Here is a 17,730-nt window from a genome sequence, read left to right on the forward strand (position 1 = left end):
GGTCGGGCCCTCCCGCGCCGCCGCGCTGTCCGGCGCGTCGTCAGCTCCCCAGCACCTTGCCGAGGTCGTACGAGACCGGCTCCTCCAACTGCGCGTAGGTGCAGCTCTCCGGCGTACGGTCCGGCCGCCAGCGGCGGAACTGCGCGGTGTGCCGGAACCGGGTGCCCTCCATGTGGTCGTACGCGACCTCGACCACCCGCTCCGGGCGCAGCGCGATCCAGGACAGGTCCTTGCCACCGGTCCAGCGGCTGACCGCGCCGGGCAGCCGGCCCTCGGCGTGCGCGGCCTCGTCCGCCCAGCCGCCCCAGGGGTGCCGCGAGAGGTCGTCCATCCGCAACGGGGCCAGTTCCTCGACGAGTTCGCGCCGGCGGGCCATCGGAAAGGCGGCGCAGACGCCGACGTGCTGGAGCCTGCCGTCCCCGTCGAAGATGCCGAGCAGCAGCGAGCCGACCACCGGGCCGCTCTTGTGCTCGCGGTAGCCGGCCACCACGCAGTCGGCGGTGCGCTCGTGCTTGATCTTGTACATGGTCCGCTCCCCCGGCCGGTACGGCTGGTCCAGCGGCTTGGCGACCACCCCGTCCAACCCGGCGCCCTCGTACTCGGCGAACCAGGTCCGGGCGAGGTCGAGGTCGGTGGCGGCGGGGGCGGTGAACACCGGGTCGGCGGCGTCGGCGAGCGCGGCCTCCAGGGCCGGGCGGCGCACCGACAGCGGCTCGTCCAGCAGGCTCTCCTCACCGAGGGCGAGCAGGTCGAAGGCGACGAAGGAGGCCGGGGTCCGCTCGGCGAGCAGCCTGACCCGGCTCGCGGCCGGGTGGATGCGCTCCAGCAGCTCCTCGAAGCGCAGCCGGCCGTCCCGGGCGATCACCACCTCGCCGTCCAGCACGCAGCGCGGCGGCAGCTCCCGCTTGAACGCCTCGACCAGCTCGGGGAAGTACCTGGTCAGCGGCTTTCCGGTGCGGCTGCCGAGCTCCACCTCGTCCCCGTCGCGGAACACGACGGAACGGAAGCCGTCCCACTTCGCCTCGTACTGCATCCCGGCCGGGATCCTGGCCACCGACTTGGCGAGCATCGGCGCCACCGGCGGCATCACGGGCAGGTCCATGCGTCCGATCCTCGCCCGCATCGCCCCGGAGCGCGCGCCGGGCGCCCGGCGCTTAGCGTGTGGGGCATGGGCTCAGCCGTGGAACTGGAAGTCGCCGGGCGTACCGTCCGGCTGTCGAACCCGGACAAGGTGTACTACCCCGAGCGCGGCTTCACCAAGCTGGACGTCGCGCAGTACTACCTGGCCGTCGCCGACGGGGTGCTGCGCGGGCTCCGCAACCGGCCGACCACCCTGCAGCGCTTCCCGGACGGCGTGGACGGCGAGTTCTTCTACCAGAAGCGCGCCCCCAAGGGCCTGCCGGAATGGCTGCCCACCGCCCGGATCGAGTTCCCCTCCGGCCGCTCCGCCGACGAGATCTGCCCCACCGAGCCGGCCGCCGTGCTGTGGGCCGCCAACCTGGGCTGCCTCACCTTCCACCCCTGGCCGGTGCGGCGCTCCGACACCGGCCACGTCGACGAACTGCGGATCGACCTCGACCCGCAGCCCGGCACCGACTTCCACGACGCCGTCCGCGCCGCCCACGAACTGCGCGCCCTGCTGGAGGAGTACGGGCTGCGCGGCTGGCCCAAGTCCTCCGGCGGGCGCGGACTTCACGTCTACGTGCCGCTGGCGCCCGAGTGGACGTTCACCGACGGGCGGCACGCGGTGATCGCCCTCGGCCGGGTGCTGGAGCAGCGGATGCCCGGGAAGGTCACCACCGCCTGGTGGAAGGAGGAGCGCGGCGAGCGGATCTTCGTCGACTACAACCAGATGGCCCGCGACCGCACCATCGCCTCCGCCTACTCGCTGCGCGCCCGCCCGCGCGCCACCGCCTCCGCCCCACTGCGCTGGGAGGAGCTGGACGACGCCGCCCCCGAGGACTTCGACCTGCGCACGCTCCCCGCCCGCTTCGCCGAACTCGGCGACCTGAACGCGGAGATGGACGGCCGGGCGTTCCGCCTGGAGCCCCTGCTGGAGCTGTACGAGAAGCAGCTGCGCGACGAGGGCCTCGGCGAACTCCCGTACCCGCCGGACCACCCCAAGGCGGCCGGCGAGCCCACCCGGGTCCAGCCGAGCCGGGCGAGGAAGAAGTAGTCGGCCGGCCCGGTCAGTCCACCGGCGGCGACCACAGCGCCCGGACCCGGTCGGCGGCCGCGTCGTACCCGAGGAACGGCGCCCGGGTGTCGCCCTCGAAGTACATCAGCACCGGCCTGCCCAGCCGCCGCCCGATCGCGGTCAGGAACCCGCACAGGACGTCCAGCCGCTCCTGGCCCTGGAGTTCGCGGAGGTCGACGTCGAAGTCGATCTGCTCCGCCCCGAGGAACCGGAAGACGGCGCAGACCTCCGGGGCCGGCCACACGCACAGGACCGGACACTCGGCGCCGACGGGCCGGGACAGCACCGCCTCGGCCCTCGGCAGCGGCAGCACGAAGCACCCCACGATGAACTCGTACGCCCAGCCCTGCTCCTCGACCAGGTCGAGCACGGCCTGCCAGTCCGCCACCGTCGTGTTCTCGATGAACACGTCGGGGAGGCAGCCTCCGTCGGTCGGATCGAGCAGCCGTGCCACGTGCTCGTCCCAGCGCAGATCGGTCATCCCACCATCCTGCCCGGCGGGCCCGGTCGCACCGAGCGATTTTCCGCTCCGCTGTCCGCTCATTCGCCCCGCGCACCGGCCGGGGCCAGTTCGGCGATGATGCGGACGGCCTCGGCGATCTGCCCGTCGGTCAGGTCGCCCCGGGCGGTCAGCCGCAGCCGGGAGATGCCGTCCGGGACGGACGGCGGGCGGAAGCAGCCGACGGCGAGGCCCGCGCGGCGGCAGTCGGCGGCCCAGGCCACGGCGGCCTCGGGGCCCGGGGCGCGGACGGACACCACGGCCGCTTCGGGCTCGCAGCTGCGCAGTCCGGCGGCGGTGAGCTGCCGGGCCAGGGTGCGGGCCACCTCGCGGGCGCGCTCGGCGCGGGCCGGCTCGGCGCGCAACAGCCGCAGGGCGGCGAGGGCGGCGCCGGCGGCGGCCGGGGCGAGACCGGTGTCGAAGATGAAGGTGCGGGCGGTCTCGGTGAGGTGGCGTATCACCCGGCGCGGGCCGAGGACGACGCCGCCCTGCGAGCCGAGCGACTTGGAGAGGGTGGCGGTGGCAACGGTGTCCGGCTGCCCGGCGAGTCCGGCTGCCGCGAGCGCCCCGGTGCCGCCGGGGCCGAGGACGCCCAGCCCGTGCGCGTCGTCGACCAGCAGGGCGGCGCCGTGCGCGCGGGCGGCCTCCGACAGCGCGGGCAGCGGGGCCGCGTCGCCGTCCACCGAGAACACCGAGTCGGTGACCACCAGCGCCCGCGGCTGGGCCCGCCCGGCGAGCGCCTCGGCGACGGCCGCCGGGTCGCTGTGCGGGGCCCGGTGGACGTCGGCGCGGGAGAGCCGGCAGCCGTCGATCAGCGAGGCGTGGTTGTAGGCGTCGGAGACGATCAGGGTGTCCGGGTCGGTGAGCGCGGTCAGCGCCGCGAGGTTGGCCGTGTACCCGGAGGAGAACACCAGCGCGGCCTCCGTTCCGCAGAACTCGGCCAGCTCCTGCTCCAGTTCGGTGTGCAGCGCGGTCGTCCCGGTCACCAGCCGCGACCCCGTCGAGCCGCCGCCCCAGCGCAGCGCAGCGTCCGCGGCCGCCCGCGTGACGACCGGATGCCTGGTCAGGCCCAGGTAGTCGTTGCCCGCGAGGTCCAGCACCGGGTCGTCCGCTGCCCGGCTGCGCAGCGTCCGCGTCAGCCCGGCCTCGGCCCGCATCGCGGCCGTCTGGTCGAGCCAGTCGAAGACCTGCGCGGGAGCGGCGGAGGAGGGGGCGGGGACGGCGGAGCGCGGCTCGGCCGCGAGCGGATGGTTCATGCCCGGCACTCTGGCATGCCTCCGCGTGTCGGGCAATGTGCGGATCGGCACAGTATGAACCGGCCAATCCAGTCGTGATTCACCACATGTTAATCATGTGCCAATATTCAATTCACCAAAATCATGGCCGCAAAAATAGTACGATCCTTGCCGATCATTATCCGGGGGGAAACAATGACCGACCTCGAATTCGAGCGTCGAATGAATCCGTGGCTCTTCGACGACAAGGGCAATCTCACCGAAGAGGCGAAGAAGCAGTTCCCGGACCTGGCCGGCGCCAACGCCGCACCGGTCTCGCTGAGCCCGGCGGCCGGCGGCAAGACCGTCGCCGTGAACCCCGGCATGCTCCAGCAGGCCGCGCAGAACGCCTTCGCCCTGCGGGACGCCGTCAAGACCGAGTGCGACCAGCCCGGCGAGCACGTCAACGCCGCCACCGGGTCCCTCAAGGGCTGAAACCTCGGCGGCGCGCTCACCGCCACCTGGGGCACCTGGACCAGCCAGTCCGGCGGGCTGCAGACCACCGTCGGCGACATCGGCACCAACCTGCAGACCACGGCCCAGAGTTACACCAGGACCGACACGGACATCCAGGCCCACTTCAACCAGGCGCAGGGCGCCGGATGCTAGCGTCGGCGCGAACGGGGGGATACAGCACGATCATGGTGACGTTCAGTCAGCTCCAGCAGGTCGACCTCGGCGGCCTCGCCTCCGCGGCGGGCGACTTCGAGAACCTCGTCCGCAAGTGGGACCTCACCCAGCGGATGCAGAACGAGGTCATCGGCACCATCCAGCAGTCCGGCTGGCACGGCGACGCCGCCGGCCTCGCCAACGCCAAGCTCACCTGGGCCCGCGACCAGATCCACGCGGCCTTCGAGGAGGCCTCGGCCCTGGCCAAGACGCTCCGCGACGCCCACACCGAGATCACGGCGGCGAAGAACGACCTCACCACCGCCGTCCGGAACGCGACCCACGAGGGCCTCACCGTCGACGGCGAGGGCGCGGTGCACTGGCCGCCGCCCACGACCCAGGAGGACAAGAAGGACCCCGAGTACGCCAGGAGCTGGAAGGCCAAGGCCGAGACCGCCGCCAAGGCCATCGGCGACGCCGTGGACCGGGCCACCGAAGCCGACCAGGACGCCTCCCGGGCCCTGGGTGACGACACCGGCAGCGACGGCACCGCGTTCAACGCCAACCCCGTCGGCGGCATCCCGGAGGAGGAGGCCAAGGCGGCCACCTACATCCTCGGCCTCGGCGACCAGGCCGGCGACGCCCAACTCAAGCACCTCCAGGACATCCTGGACCACCACAAGAGCGACCCGCGGTTCGCCACGTCCTTCTACGGCAACCAGGACCCGGCGACCTTCATGGCCAAGTACGGCGCCATGGCGCAGAGCGGGGACTACGCCAACAGCCCGGCCCGCAGCGCGGCGATCAAGGGCATCCAGCAGGACCTCGGCCTCACCCTGGCCACCGCGACCGACACCAAGCAGCCGCTGCACGTCTCGGACGAGTGGGAGAAGCGGTTCCGCGCGGCCGGCGCCACGCAGATCCCGCTCCGGCCCGGCGCCGACCCCGCGAAGAGCCCGTACGGCTACCAGATCATGGCCAACCTGCTGCGGAACGGAACGTACGACGCGCACTTCCTCAACCCCATCGCCGCGCACGTCACCCAACTCACCCAGGAGAACCCGACCCGCTGGGAGATCCCGGCCTACCGCAGCGGCGGCTACCCGTTCGACGAGTTCAAGTTCATCGGTCAGCCGGACAAGGACGGCAACCTCAAGGGCTTCAACCCGCTGTCCGGAATCCTGGACGCGTTCGGCCACAGCCCCGAGGCCGCCACCAAGTTCTTCAACGACCCGGTCACCGCGTACAACCCGGACGGCAGCGTCAAGAGCACCGGCGGCCAGAACACCTACTTCAAGCTGTTCACCGACTCCGGGAACAACTCCGTCCTCGTCGACATGAACTACCCGCTGCGCCCGCTCGAAGGCGGCCCGGCCGACCCGAGCACCGTCGGCCCGCTCGGACACGCCCTGGAGGCCGCCGCCACCGGCCGCGCCTGGGACGACACGGAGGGCAAGTACCCGCCGCACACGGCGGAGATGAACGCCGTCATGAAGCAGGTCGTCGACCGGTTCGGCAGCGGCGACGGGCCCGCGACCCTTCGCGGTGGTGTCTTCGCCGATCTCAACGGCAGCATCGGCAACATGGCGGCCAACTACATCGGCGACATCGAGAACTCGCTGGACGGCCCAGGACCGAACAACAACAATTCACACGCGCGGCTGTCCGTTCCCGGCGTGCCCGCCCTCTTCGACCAGTCCCAGGTGAGCGTGCTGCTGTCCACCGTCGGCCGGAACCCGGACGCGTATGCCTCGATCGCCACCGCGCAGCAGGCCTACCAAACGGCCCAGATCGAGCAGGTCATCGCCAACCGGGAGCCGCACGGGGATCTGACCGCGGCGGTCGAGAACGTGACCAGGCCGGGCGGACAGGTCGCGGGCATCCTCACGAAGGCCGTGTCGGACGAGATCTATGAGAACCATGCCGCGTCCGACCAGCAGTACAACGACGCGCTCGACTCCAAGAAGGAGATAGCCAAGATGGTCTGGGACTACACCGGCGGAATAGCCGCCGACAAGGTCCCCCACGTCGGCGGCATGATCAACGAGAAGGTCGACGAGCTGATGACCCAGGTGGCCGACAGCTACAAGGTCGACACCACGAACGAGGCGCGGGACGACGCCCAACGGCGCACCACAGTGGCTGTCGGAGGCGCGCAGCAGGCGGTCATCAACGCCGTTGAGGGCGCCAGCCGCGATTCCGGACTCGACCAGGGATACGTGAACACGCTGGCGAACCGGGCCAAGCAGACCTTCAGCGAAGGTTGGACCAACGGCCAGGCCCTCTACAACCCCAAGCTGAGTACCAAGGCGTGATGAAGCATGGCTGACGTCGCACACATCATCCCCCGCTCGCCCGACGACCCTCCCCGGCGCCGCTCCCCGGTCCGTCCCTGGCACGCCGCCGTCGCCCTCGCCCTGGTCGCTGCGGTGAGCGGCGGACTGTGGGCCTGGAAACCCTGGCAGTCGGTGGAGCTACCGGAGCACACGTGCTGGGGAGTTCTCGGCCGGAGCGACCTGGAACCGCTCGCGGGCCCGGACGGGAAGGCCACCGAGCCCGAACCGTCCCGCCGAATCGCCACGCCCGCGAGCCCAGGACCGCTGGGCACGGGGGACCTCGACTACCGCTGCTACGTCTCCTGGGGAAGCGGAACCACCCTTCTCGACGTGGATGTCCGACCACCGAAGGACGGGATCGACAGCTATCGGCAAAGCGACGCCGTCCTCGGGCAGGTCGCCCCGCTCGACTTCGGCTCCGGCACGACCGGGTGGGTCCTGGACAACAGGAACACTCCCGGGGGAGCGGTGGTCCGGCTCTACGTGCCGTGCGACTACGAGGCCCCGCAGGGCGGCAGTGGCCAGGCCGCGCCGTCGGACCTCGGCGTCCGGGTCACCGGGGACGTCGTCCACGGCGCCTCCCCTGCCAAGGCGCACCAGGCCTACGCGGACATCGCGCTCAAGGTCGGCCGGGCCGCCATGGCCGCGTACGAGTGCCGCAACGCCGTGATACTGCCGAGTACCGCCCCCCGCGTCGTCTCGTAGCACCACCGGAAACAGGAGCTGACTGGACCGTGGTCGACGTCGCACACATCATCCCGCGCCCGCCCGACGATCCGCCGCCGCCACCGCCGTGGTGGCGGCGGCCCCGGGTGCTGCAGGGGCCTCGCGGTGGCCGCCGCCGTGGGGGCGGGCTCTGGTACGTCGAGCCCAGGCAGGAGGTCGATGTGCGCCGCCGCCCTGCGCACCGCGCGGGAGCCGGTCCGCGCCCAGGGCTGCACGAACGACCCGCCGCCGGCCGCGCGGGTGCCCGCCGCACCGTTCTGACGGGCTCCCGACCTGCCCCTCGCGGCCCCGGGCTTTGCCGGGGGTGGCGGCGAGCAGGCAAGATAGCCGGGTGACCCTCCTTGATCTGATGCCGAAGCCCGCCACCCCCGACGCGCTGTACGAGACGTTCGCAGCCTGGGCGGAGGATCGGGGGATCACCCTGTACCCGGCGCAGGAGGAGGCGCTGATCGAGCTGGTGTCGGGGAACAACGTGATCCTGGCGACGCCGACCGGGTCGGGCAAGAGCCTGGTGGCGGCGGGGGCGCACTTCGCGGCGCTGGCGGCGGGGCAGCGGACGTTCTACACCGCCCCGATCAAGGCGCTGGTGTCGGAGAAGTTCTTCGACCTGGTGAAGATGTTCGGCACCGAGCAGGTCGGCATGATGACCGGCGACGCGAGCGTGAACCCGACCGCTCCGATCATCTGCTGCACCGCCGAGGTGCTGGCCCAGATCGCGCTGCGCGACGGCACCCGGGCGGACATCGGCCAGGTGGTCATGGACGAGTTCCACTTCTACGCCGAGCCGGACCGCGGCTGGGCGTGGCAGATCCCGCTGCTGGAGCTGCCGCAGGCGCAGTTCCTGCTGATGTCCGCGACGCTCGGCGACGTCCGCCGCTTCGAGGAGGACCTGACCCGCCGCACGGGCCGTCCGACCACGGTGGTGCGCAACGCGACCCGCCCGGTGCCGCTGTTCTACGAGTACCGCCGCACCTCGATGCACGACACCCTGGAGGAGCTGCTGCAGACCGGCCAGGCTCCGGTCTACGTCGTGCACTTCACCCAGAAGGAGGCGGTGGAGCGGGCCCAGTCGCTGATGAGCATCAACATGTGCTCGAAGGCGGAGAAGGAGGCCATCGCCGATCTGATCGGCGGCTTCCGTTTCACCACCAAGTTCGGCCGCAACCTGTCCCGTTTCGTGCGTCACGGCATCGGCGTGCACCACGCGGGCATGCTGCCGAAGTACCGCCGGCTGGTCGAACGCCTCGCCCAGGCGGGCCTGTTGAAGGTCATCTGCGGCACCGACACGCTCGGCGTCGGCGTCAATGTGCCGATCCGCACGGTGTTGTTCACCGCCCTGTCCAAGTACGACGGGCAGCGCGTGCGCATCCTGCGCGCCCGCGAGTTCCACCAGATCGCCGGCCGGGCCGGCCGGGCCGGCTTCGACACCGTCGGCCAGGTGGTGGCGCAGGCGCCGGAGCACGTGATCGAGAACGACAAGGCGATCGCCAAGGCCGGGGACGACCCGAAGAAGAAGCGCAAGGTGGTCCGCAAGAAGGCCCCGGAGGGCTTCGTCGGCTGGACCGAGGAGACCTTCGAGAGGCTGATCGGCGCCGACCCGGAGCCGCTGGTCTCCCGGTTCAAGGTGAGCCACGCGATGCTGCTGTCGGTGATCGGCCGCCCGGGCAACGCCTTCGAGGCGATGCGCAAGCTGCTGACCGACAACCACGAGGACCGGGCCGCGCAGCGCCGGCACATCCGTACCGCGATCGCCATCTACCGTTCGCTGCTGGAGGGCGGCGTGGTGGAGCGGCTGCCGGAGCCCGACTCCGAGGGCCGGATCGTCCGCCTCACCCTGGACCTCCAGGAGAACTTCGCACTCAACCAGCCGCTGTCCACCTTCGCGCTGGCCGCCTTCGAGCTGCTCGACCCGACCTCGCCCTCGTACGCGATGGACGTGATCTCGGTCGTCGAGGCGACCCTCGACGACCCGCGCCAGATCCTCGCCGCCCAGCAGAACAAGGCGCGCGGCGAGGCCGTCGGCGAGATGAAGCGGGACGGTATCGAGTACGAGGAGCGGATGGAGCGGCTCCAGGAGATCACCTACCCGAAGCCGCTGGAGGAGCTGCTCACCCACGCCTACGAGGTGTACCGCCGGGCGCACCCGTGGATCGGCGACCACCAGCTGCAGCCGAAGTCGGTGGTCCGCGACCTGTACGAGCGGGCGATGACCTTCTCGGACTACGTCGGCTTCTACGAGCTGGCCCGTACCGAGGGCATCGTGCTGCGCTACCTGGCCGGCGCGTTCAAGGCGCTGGAGCAGACCGTCCCCGAGGACGTGAAGACCGACGACCTCAAGGACGTCATCGCCTGGCTCGGCGAGCTGGTCCGCCAGGTCGACTCCAGCCTGCTGGACGAGTGGGAGCAGCTGGCCAACCCGACCGAGGCGGCCACCGCCGAGGTGCGGCTGGACGACAAGCCGGCGCCGGTCACCGCCAACGCCCGCGCCTTCCGCGTCCTGGTGCGCAACGAGATGTTCCGCCGGGTCGAGCTGTGCGCGCTGGAGCACTACGAGGAGCTCGCCGAGCTGGACGGCGAGTACGGCTGGGACGCGGACCGCTGGGCGGACGCCATGGACGGGTACTGGGAGGAGTACGACGACCTCGGCACCGGCCCGAACGCGCGCGGCCCCAAGATGCTGATCATCGAGGAGGAGGACTCCTCCTGGCGGGTCCGGCAGATCTTCGACGACCCGGAGGGCGACCACGACTGGGGCATCAGCGCCGAGGTCGACCTGTACGGCTCCGACGAGGAGGGCCGGGCGGTGCTGCGGGTGACCGCGGTGGACCGGCTCGGCGGCTGAGCCGGATCCCGGTCCGGATCCCGGTCCGGATCCCGGTCCGGGCGCGGGCCCGGGCGCGGGTCCGGTCCTGACGATGACGAATCCCTCCGGAGGCCGCGGCTTCCGGGGGGATTCGTCATCGGGCGGTCATCGCCATCGGGCCGCCGTCAGGCCGCCGTCACATCCAGGCGAACGGCGAGCCCGCGGCGTAGGAGAGCGCGCGGGTGGCCTCGTCCAGGATCTGTTCGCTGCTGGGCGCCGTGCCGGTGGCCCCCGGGAGCGGCGTGGCCGGTGCCCCGGTGCTGCCGGGGGTGGTGGCCGCCTGGCGGCCGTCGCCCGAGCGCGAGCTGGTGACGGTCACGTAGTGCCCGACCGCCTCGATCCGCGGCTCGCCGCCCGTCCGGGCGCCGCCGGGCGGCTGGGTGGGGGCGGTGGTGGTGTCGGCGAGGATGAAGGCGACCGCGCCGGGCTTGGCCCGCAGGGCGTCGGCGGCCCTGGCGGCGGAGGGCTGGTCGGGGAAGCGGAGCAGGGTGACGCTGCTGAGCACCGGGCGGTCCTGGCCGCTGAAGCTGACGGTCAGGTAGCTCTGGCAGCCGGTGTCCTTGAGCGGGTCCTGGGTGCGGTCCTGGAGCACTTCGGCGCAGTTCTCGCCCTGCCGGACGCCGTTGCGCCGGGCCTTGAAGGCGCCGACCTCGACGGGCCGCTGGGCGGGGAAGAGGTTGTCGACGTTGAGGGCCTCGGGGTCGGTGCGCGGCGGCGGGGCGCCCACCACCTTCGGCGTCGCGGTCGCGTCCTTGCTGGACGGGCCGAGCCCGGGTATGTAGTCGCCGGGCATCGGGCGGGTGATGATCCATCCCCCGGCCGCGACCACCCCGACGACGACGATCCACCCGACCGTTCGACGGGCCGTCAGCCGACGGCCCCGCGTGCGGTCCGTCCCCCCATCGGTGCCGGCGTCGCCGCCGACCCGCTGCTCTGCCAGGCCTTCCCGGCCTTCTCCCGGAGTCGGGGTGCGCTCCCCCTGCGTGGTCATGGCGCAGATTCTAAGCAACCGGGGGGTGGCGTGGGTCACGGGGTCGGGGGTTGTGGATCATCGTCCGCCGCGGCCCTCGGCCACCGGCTCGGCGCCACGCTCGCCGCCCGTTCACCACCCACACCCTACCCGCCGGTAACCTCCGGCCCGGCCTGGCGTCAAGCGCGTGACCAGCGGCGGAGCCGTGACCTTCGACACTGTGGCAATCGGCACATCCTCACACCGATCTTCTGGCGGGTTTGCTCTGGCGCCGCTCGATCACCACCAGGCAGGATCGGCCCCATGGATCTGCTCGATACCCTCACCGCCAAGGGCCTGCGCGGCGAAGTCCCGACCCGCGAGGAGGCCCTGGCCGTCCTCGCCACCACCGACGACGAGCTGCTCGACGTGGTCGCCGCGGCCGGCAAGGTGCGCCGCCGCTGGTTCGGCCGCCGGGTCAAGCTCAACTACCTGGTGAACCTGAAGAGCGGGCTCTGCCCGGAGGACTGCTCGTACTGCTCGCAGCGGCTCGGGTCCAAGGCCGAGATCCTCAAGTACACCTGGCTCAAGCCCGACCAGGCCGCCGACGCGGCCCGCGCCGGGGTGGCCGGCGGCGCCAAGCGGGTCTGCCTGGTCGCCAGCGGCCGCGGTCCGACGGACCGCGACATCGACCGGGTCACCGACACCATGGCCGCCATCAAGGACGCCGACCCCGAGGTCGAGATCTGCGTCTGCCTCGGCCTGCTCTCCGACAACCAGGCGGAGCGGCTCAAGGCGGCGGGCGCCGACGCCTACAACCACAACCTCAACACCTCCGAGGGCACCTACGGGACCATCACCAAGACCCACACCTACGCGGACCGGGTGGACACCGTCCAGAAGGCCCACGGCGCGGGCCTGTCCGCCTGCTCCGGCCTGATCGCCGGCATGGGCGAGAGCGACGAGGACCTGGTCGACGTCGTCTTCGCCCTGCGCGACCTGGGCTCGGACTCCGTCCCGGTCAACTTCCTCATCCCGTTCGAGGGCACCCCGCTCGCCAAGGAGTGGAACCTCACCCCGCAGCGCTGCCTGCGCATCCTGGCGATGGTCCGCTTCGTCAACCCGGACACCGAGGTGCGGATCGCCGGCGGGCGCGAGGTGCACCTGCGCTCGATGCAGCCGCTCGGCCTGCACATCGCCAACTCCATCTTCCTCGGTGACTACCTGACCAGCGAGGGCCAGGCCGGGCAGACCGACCTCGACATGATCAAGGACGCCGGCTTCGAGGTCGAGGGCGCCGGCGAGGCCACCCTGCCGCGCCACCGCGCGGACGTCGCCGAGGCAGACCGGGCGGGCGGTGGCTGCGGCACCGCGGCCTCGGCCTGCGGCAGCGGCGGCGGCTGCGGGCCGTGCGGCGGGCACGCCCACGCCTCGGACGCCTCCGCCCCGGAGACCGTCCCCTCCGACGCCGTCCCCTCGGAGACCGTCCCCTCGGAGACCGTCTCCCCGGCGGCCGTCGCCGAATCCGGCGCCGAGGACGAGCTCCGCAGCGACCTCGTCAAGGTCCGCCGCCGCGGCGCCGGCACCGAACTCGCGCCCAACGCCTGACAGTTCCGACCCTCCGGAGAACGCACCATGCTCCAGCCGTCCTCGGCCGACCTGCTCGCCCTCGACCGCGCCCATGTGTGGCACCCGTACGGGCCGATGCCCGGGACCGTCACCCCGTACGTGGTCGAGTCCGCCTCCGGGGCGCGGCTGCGCCTGGCCGAGCCGGTCGAGGGCGGGCGGCGCGAGCTGGTCGACGGGATGTCGTCCTGGTGGGCGGCGATCCACGGCTACCGGCACCCGGTGCTGGACGAGGCGGTGCGCGAGCAGCTGGGGCGGATGAGCCATGTGATGTTCGGCGGGCTCACCCACGAGCCCGCCGTCCGGCTGGCCGCCAGGCTGGTGGAGATCACCCCGGAGCCGCTGCGGCACGTCTTCCTCGCCGACTCGGGCTCGGTGGCCGTCGAGGTCGCGATGAAGATGTGCCTCCAGTACTGGCAGTCCACCGGGCGGCCGGCCAAGCGCCGGCTGCTCACCTGGCGCGGCGGCTACCACGGGGACACCTTCCACCCGATGTCGGTGTGCGACCCGGACGGCGGGATGCACCACCTGTGGGGCGGGGTGCTGCCCGGCCAGCTGTTCGCCCCGGAGCCGCCGGCCGGGTTCGACGCTCCGATCGACCCCGCATACGCGGCGCGGTTCGAGGAGTTGATGGCACGTCACGCCGACGAGCTGGCCGCCGTCATCGTCGAGCCGGTGGTCCAGGGCGCGGGCGGGATGCGCTTCCACTCCCCCGCCTACCTGCGGATGCTTCGCGAACTGTGCGACCGCTACGGGGTGTTGCTGGTCTTCGACGAGATCGCCACCGGCTTCGGGCGCAGCGGCGCCCTGTTCGCCGCCGACCACGCGGGCGTCTCGCCGGACGTGATGTGCCTGGGCAAGGCCCTGACCGGCGGCTACCTGACGCTGGCCGCCGCCCTGTGCACCGGCGAGGTCGCGGACGGGATCAGCCGCGGCGAGGTGCCGGTGCTCGCCCACGGGCCCACGTTCATGGGCAACCCGCTGGCCTGCGCGGTCGCCAACGCCTCGCTGGAGCTGCTGCTCGGGCAGGACTGGTCGACGGAGGTGAAGCGGATCGAGACCGGGCTGACCGAGGGTCTCGCGGCGGCCGCGGACGTCCCCGGCGTACTCGACGTACGGGTCCAAGGGGCCATCGGCGTCGTGCAGTTGGACCACCCGGTGGACGTCCCGGCGGCCACCCGGGCGGCGGCGCGCGAAGGCGTGTGGCTGCGGCCCTTCCGGGATCTGATCTACACGATGCCCCCCTATGTGACGGAGGACGAGGACGTGGCACGGATCGCCGCCGCCGTGACCGCCGCGGCGGTGAAGGGATGAGCGCGCGCATCCTGTTCGTGACGGGGACCAACACGGACGTCGGCAAGACCGTCGCCACGGCCGCCGTCGCCTCGGCGGCGCTGCGGGCCGGGCTGAAGGTCGCCGTGCTCAAGCCCGGGCAGACCGGCGTGACGGCCGAGGAACCCGGCGACGCCGCCGAAGTGCGGCGCCTGGCGGGCGAGCTGACGATCCGTGAGCTGGTGCGCTACCCCGAGCCGCTGGCGCCCGACACCGCCGCCCGGCGGGCCGGGATGCCGTACCTCTCCCCCGCCGAGGTGGTGTCCGAGGTCGCCGAGCTGGCTTCCACACACGACCTGGTCCTGGTGGAAGGCGCGGGCGGGCTGCTGGTCCGCTACGACGACGAGGGCCGCACGCTCGCCGACCAGGCCCGGGCGGTGCTCGACGCCGGGCTGCCGGCCGAGGTCCTGCTGATCGCCTCGGCCGGGCTCGGGACGCTCAACATCGTCTCCCTCACGGCGGAGGCCCTGACGGCCCGGGGCCTGCCGCTCGCGGGGGTGCTCGTCGGCTCCTGGCCCGCCGAACCCGGCCTCGCCGAGCGCTGCAACCTGGCCGACCTGCCCCGCTCCGCCGGCGCCCCGCTGCTCGGCGCCCTGCCCGAACGAGCAGGAAGGGACCAGGACTTCGCCACCCTGGCGAACACCTCACTGGCCCCTGAGCTGGGCGGCAGCTGGGACGCGGAGCACTTCGCGCACCTCCACCGGCCCGAATCGGCCCCGCTTCGCTCGAAGGGGTGATCCCGGCTTCCGCCCCTGTCGGAAGCCGGGACGGCTCAATACCGTTCTTTCCATGACAGACGGGCTCACCGCAGACGAGGCCCTGCGGGCCTTGGCCGCCCTGGAGGCGGCGTGGAAGAACGACGACGAGGCGCTGTTCGCCCTGGCGGCGGGCGGCACCGGCGAACGGCCGCTGCCGGCGCTGGTCGCCGCGTACGGCGAGCACGCCATGGACACCCTGATGGCGCTCGCCTTCGGGCTTCGCGCCACCATGAGCGACGAGGAGATCGCCGAGATCTCCGACGCCGTCAGCTCCAACATCGGCGCCCGGATGAGCGCCCTGCTGACCCAGACCCTGAAGGCCTGGGGCACCCTCGCCCCGGCGGACGACCTCTCGGTGACGAAGATCATCGCCCACACCGTGATCGACGCGATGCGGGCCGTCACCGAGGACCCCGGCAAGACCGAGGTGCTGCCGCTGCTGGCCACGTTCCGCAGCTACGCCCTCAACGGCACCTGAGGGGGCGGGAATTCGCGAGTGGCGCGGGCTTCGAGAGGACACTCGAAGCCCGCGCTGCTACGTGTGCGCCCTCATCCACCCTGCGGCGAACGCGAATCCGCCCGTCGAGGATGCGAGGAAGACGAGGACGAACACCATGGCACTCGCCGGGGTCGATACGCCCTCGGGGATCGTGAGAGCGGCGACGGCGGCGACCGCGAGGCTCCCGACGACGATCACGCCGCCGGCGGCGACGGCCGCATACCTCTGCGGAGGACGACGACCAGCCGCTCGATGACGTCCGGCCGCACGGCCCCTAGGTCGATCAGGACGACGCCGGTGGCCTTGGCCGAGCGCCAGTCGATCCCGAGGGACGGGAGTTTCACGTCGGCGGCGTTCAGGACGGCCTGGAGGTCGTCGAGGACGTCGGCCGCGGTGCGACGGTCCTCGCCCGTGACCTTGTCGATCATGCTGCTCATCGGGCATCTCACTGTTCGGCGTTCGCGATCCACCGCGCTTCGGCTTCCCACTCGACGCCGCCGTTGAGCGGCCGGAGGTAGGCGCGGCCGTGCTGCCACCCCATGAAGGCGGCCCAGCGTCCCGAGCGGACGTCGAAGACCCGCTCGCCGACGGTGGAGGGACGGTAGGGGTTGGTCGGCGGCGCCACCCGCCGCGCGGGCGGCGCCGCGGGGGTCAAGGCGGAAGCGCTCACCCGCGCCTCGGGGACGGAGTCGCCGCACTGCGCGCAGCGGCACGGCGGAAAGTTCCGCCGCAGAACCAGGCTTTCGGCAGCTTGATTGTTCGTCATATTCACCGACCAGTCTCTCTCTGTTGCCATCCCCTCACCAAGAGTGTCTGCTCGCGGCTAGTATCAGAAGAGCTTCACTTTGACAGCGAGCATTGTGGAAATCGGTGATCACCAAGCTTCAGCGGGAAGTAGACCCGACCTCATCTCCGAACGCGGCCATCGGCGTTCAGCTGCGACGCTTCCGCAAGGCGAGGGGGCTCACGCAGATCGAGCTCGGACGGCGGACCAACTACAGCGATTCACTCATCTCAATGATCGAGAACGGGGACCGCCCCGCACCGCTGAACCTCGTCCGCCGGTGCGACAAGGAACTCGACACCTGCGAGGCACTTGAACTCCTGTACTGGACTGCCAAGAGCAGCACCTTGATCGGCGGATTCGTCGCCTTCATCGAGCACGAGCGCAAGGCCACCGCCTTCAAGGTCTACGAGCTGAACGTCATTCCCGGACTGCTCCAGACTCGGGCCTACGCCTCCGCGATCGTCAGCGCCGAGGCCCGACGGGGCGAGATCCCCGAGGACAAGGTCAGCGAACGTGTCAATGTCCGCATGGCACGACAAGCCGTGCTCTACCAGGAACCCGCCCCCTCGATCCGCATCGTCATGGAAGAGAGCTGCCTGCGGCCCGTCGGCGGCCCCTTCGTCATGGCCGAACAGCTTCGCCGACTGGAGACCGTGGCCGGCCTTCCGCACGTCATGCTGCAGATCGCGCCGTCCAGTCTCGGCGAGAACCTCCCGTCACTCCTGCCGTTCACGCTGCTCACCTCCCCGGGCGGGGCATGGATGGCCTACCTCGAAACCATCCAACGGGGCTACGTGGAGCGAGAGAACCAGGACAACATCCACTCCCTCGCAAGGACTTACGATTGGCTCCAGGCCCAAGCCCTCTCATGTGCGGACTCCCTGGCTCTCATCCGCACGCGTCTCAAGGAGTTCCACGCCATGTTCCCCATCGCGGCCTCCAAGCCCGTCTCCTGGCTGAAGTCCTCGTACAGCAGTGGCGGCGGCAACTGCATCGAGGTCGCACCGGGCATCCCCGGCATCCTCCCCGTCCGCGACAGCAAGGACCCCGACGGCCCTCAGCTCGCCTTCGACACGGACGCCTGGCAGTCCTTCGTCACCGGCATCAAGTCCGGTGATTTCGGCGGTATCTGAGAAGCCATGGCGGAGAGTGGGGGGGGCCCCCGCCCGGGGGGGGGCCCACCCCCCCCACCCCCCCCCCCCCCCCCCCCCCGGCCGGGCCGGGCGGGCCCCCGCGGGGCCCCCCCCCCCCCCGGCCCCCCCCCGGGCGGCGCCC

16 protein-coding genes are annotated in these 17,730 nt (G+C 71.9%); 10 read left to right on the forward strand and 6 right to left on the reverse strand.

Features of this window, described 5'->3' with window-relative positions; genetic code table 11:
- Positions 1 to 40: 40 nt before the first annotated feature.
- The gene (locus ACWGJO_RS12925; protein ID WP_452183468.1) at positions 41 to 1,102 is read right to left on the reverse strand and encodes an ATP-dependent DNA ligase; all 1,062 of its coding nucleotides are present in this window, start codon (positions 1,100 to 1,102) and stop codon (positions 41 to 43) included.
- A gap of 66 nt (positions 1,103 to 1,168) precedes the next feature.
- Here ACWGJO_RS12925 and ligD point away from each other — a divergent pair, with 66 nt between their 5' ends.
- Entirely contained in the window at positions 1,169 to 2,176 is a 1,008-nt protein-coding gene (gene ligD, locus ACWGJO_RS12930; RefSeq protein WP_452183469.1) for a non-homologous end-joining DNA ligase, read from the forward strand.
- Positions 2,177 to 2,189: 13 nt separating this feature from the next.
- On the opposite strand, the gene ACWGJO_RS12935 is transcribed toward ligD, so the two are convergent.
- Both ACWGJO_RS12935 and ACWGJO_RS12940 read right to left on the reverse strand, forming a co-directional pair.
- A complete protein-coding gene (locus ACWGJO_RS12935; RefSeq protein WP_452183470.1) occupies positions 2,190 to 2,678 on the reverse strand; it encodes a hypothetical protein in 489 nt (162 codons plus the stop codon).
- A 59-nt stretch (positions 2,679 to 2,737) separates the two neighbouring features.
- Positions 2,738 to 3,952, reverse strand: coding sequence for an 8-amino-7-oxononanoate synthase (locus ACWGJO_RS12940; protein WP_452183471.1), 1,215 nt, complete (start codon positions 3,950 to 3,952; stop codon positions 2,738 to 2,740).
- Between the two features lie 174 nt (positions 3,953 to 4,126).
- Between ACWGJO_RS12940 and ACWGJO_RS12945 the strand changes: the two genes are divergently transcribed.
- From ACWGJO_RS12945 to ACWGJO_RS12960, 4 genes are all read left to right on the forward strand, one after another.
- On the forward strand, positions 4,127 to 4,405 hold the full coding sequence (locus tag ACWGJO_RS12945) for a hypothetical protein (RefSeq protein WP_452183472.1): 279 nt from the start codon (positions 4,127 to 4,129) through the stop codon (positions 4,403 to 4,405).
- Between the two features lie 206 nt (positions 4,406 to 4,611).
- Complete coding sequence (locus ACWGJO_RS12950) at positions 4,612 to 6,894, forward strand: DUF6571 family protein (protein WP_452183473.1); 2,283 nt, start codon at positions 4,612 to 4,614, stop codon at positions 6,892 to 6,894.
- A 6-nt stretch (positions 6,895 to 6,900) separates the two neighbouring features.
- Positions 6,901 to 7,620, forward strand: coding sequence for a hypothetical protein (locus ACWGJO_RS12955; RefSeq protein ID WP_452183474.1), 720 nt, complete (start codon positions 6,901 to 6,903; stop codon positions 7,618 to 7,620).
- A 370-nt stretch (positions 7,621 to 7,990) separates the two neighbouring features.
- Positions 7,991 to 10,483 carry a DEAD/DEAH box helicase gene (locus ACWGJO_RS12960; RefSeq protein ID WP_452183528.1) on the forward strand — a complete coding sequence of 831 codons (2,493 nt, stop codon included), beginning with the start codon at positions 7,991 to 7,993 and terminating at the stop codon, positions 10,481 to 10,483.
- Between the two features lie 157 nt (positions 10,484 to 10,640).
- On the opposite strand, the gene ACWGJO_RS12965 is transcribed toward ACWGJO_RS12960, so the two are convergent.
- Positions 10,641 to 11,495 carry a hypothetical protein gene (locus ACWGJO_RS12965; RefSeq protein ID WP_452183475.1) on the reverse strand — a complete coding sequence of 285 codons (855 nt, stop codon included), beginning with the start codon at positions 11,493 to 11,495 and terminating at the stop codon, positions 10,641 to 10,643.
- A gap of 282 nt (positions 11,496 to 11,777) precedes the next feature.
- Between ACWGJO_RS12965 and bioB the strand changes: the two genes are divergently transcribed.
- The 4 genes from bioB to ACWGJO_RS12985 are packed head-to-tail and all read left to right on the forward strand — an operon-like array spanning position 11,778 to position 15,647.
- Positions 11,778 to 13,061, forward strand: a complete 1,284-nt coding sequence (gene bioB / locus ACWGJO_RS12970; RefSeq protein WP_452183476.1) for a biotin synthase BioB — start codon at positions 11,778 to 11,780, stop codon at positions 13,059 to 13,061.
- A 27-nt stretch (positions 13,062 to 13,088) separates the two neighbouring features.
- Complete coding sequence (locus tag ACWGJO_RS12975) at positions 13,089 to 14,393, forward strand: adenosylmethionine--8-amino-7-oxononanoate transaminase (protein WP_452183477.1); 1,305 nt, start codon at positions 13,089 to 13,091, stop codon at positions 14,391 to 14,393.
- Positions 14,390 to 15,148, forward strand: coding sequence for a dethiobiotin synthase (bioD, locus tag ACWGJO_RS12980; RefSeq protein WP_452183478.1), 759 nt, complete (start codon positions 14,390 to 14,392; stop codon positions 15,146 to 15,148). Before ACWGJO_RS12975 ends, bioD begins: the two co-directional genes overlap by 4 nt.
- A 52-nt stretch (positions 15,149 to 15,200) precedes the next feature.
- Entirely contained in the window at positions 15,201 to 15,647 is a 447-nt protein-coding gene (locus tag ACWGJO_RS12985; RefSeq protein ID WP_452183479.1) for a hypothetical protein, read from the forward strand.
- A gap of 215 nt (positions 15,648 to 15,862) precedes the next feature.
- On the opposite strand, the gene ACWGJO_RS12990 is transcribed toward ACWGJO_RS12985, so the two are convergent.
- Both ACWGJO_RS12990 and ACWGJO_RS12995 read right to left on the reverse strand, forming a co-directional pair.
- Positions 15,863 to 16,105 (reverse strand): hypothetical protein, encoded by a 243-nt coding sequence (locus ACWGJO_RS12990; protein ID WP_452183480.1) that lies wholly within the window; start codon positions 16,103 to 16,105, stop codon positions 15,863 to 15,865.
- Between the two features lie 8 nt (positions 16,106 to 16,113).
- A complete protein-coding gene (locus ACWGJO_RS12995; protein ID WP_452183481.1) occupies positions 16,114 to 16,338 on the reverse strand; it encodes a hypothetical protein in 225 nt (74 codons plus the stop codon).
- A 200-nt stretch (positions 16,339 to 16,538) separates the two neighbouring features.
- Here ACWGJO_RS12995 and ACWGJO_RS13000 point away from each other — a divergent pair, with 200 nt between their 5' ends.
- Positions 16,539 to 17,588, forward strand: coding sequence for a helix-turn-helix domain-containing protein (locus tag ACWGJO_RS13000; protein ID WP_452183482.1), 1,050 nt, complete (start codon positions 16,539 to 16,541; stop codon positions 17,586 to 17,588).
- The last annotated feature ends 142 nt before the right edge of the window (positions 17,589 to 17,730 follow it).

The organism is Kitasatospora sp. NPDC054795 (assembly GCF_053611565.1).

Coding starts and splice junctions, on each gene's coding strand:
- ACWGJO_RS12925 (WP_452183468.1), bottom strand. CDS start 1,102: ATGGACCTGCCCGTGATGCCGCCGGTGGCGCCGATGCTCGCCAAGTCG.
- ligD (WP_452183469.1), top strand. CDS start 1,169: ATGGGCTCAGCCGTGGAACTGGAAGTCGCCGGGCGTACCGTCCGGCTG.
- ACWGJO_RS12935 (WP_452183470.1), bottom strand. CDS start 2,678: ATGACCGATCTGCGCTGGGACGAGCACGTGGCACGGCTGCTCGATCCG.
- ACWGJO_RS12940 (WP_452183471.1), bottom strand. CDS start 3,952: ATGAACCATCCGCTCGCGGCCGAGCCGCGCTCCGCCGTCCCCGCCCCC.
- ACWGJO_RS12945 (WP_452183472.1), top strand. CDS start 4,127: ATGACCGACCTCGAATTCGAGCGTCGAATGAATCCGTGGCTCTTCGAC.
- ACWGJO_RS12950 (WP_452183473.1), top strand. CDS start 4,612: ATGGTGACGTTCAGTCAGCTCCAGCAGGTCGACCTCGGCGGCCTCGCC.
- ACWGJO_RS12955 (WP_452183474.1), top strand. CDS start 6,901: ATGGCTGACGTCGCACACATCATCCCCCGCTCGCCCGACGACCCTCCC.
- ACWGJO_RS12960 (WP_452183528.1), top strand. CDS start 7,991: ATGCCGAAGCCCGCCACCCCCGACGCGCTGTACGAGACGTTCGCAGCC.
- ACWGJO_RS12965 (WP_452183475.1), bottom strand. CDS start 11,495: ATGACCACGCAGGGGGAGCGCACCCCGACTCCGGGAGAAGGCCGGGAA.
- bioB (WP_452183476.1), top strand. CDS start 11,778: ATGGATCTGCTCGATACCCTCACCGCCAAGGGCCTGCGCGGCGAAGTC.
- ACWGJO_RS12975 (WP_452183477.1), top strand. CDS start 13,089: ATGCTCCAGCCGTCCTCGGCCGACCTGCTCGCCCTCGACCGCGCCCAT.
- bioD (WP_452183478.1), top strand. CDS start 14,390: ATGAGCGCGCGCATCCTGTTCGTGACGGGGACCAACACGGACGTCGGC.
- ACWGJO_RS12985 (WP_452183479.1), top strand. CDS start 15,201: ATGACAGACGGGCTCACCGCAGACGAGGCCCTGCGGGCCTTGGCCGCC.
- ACWGJO_RS12990 (WP_452183480.1), bottom strand. CDS start 16,105: ATGAGCAGCATGATCGACAAGGTCACGGGCGAGGACCGTCGCACCGCG.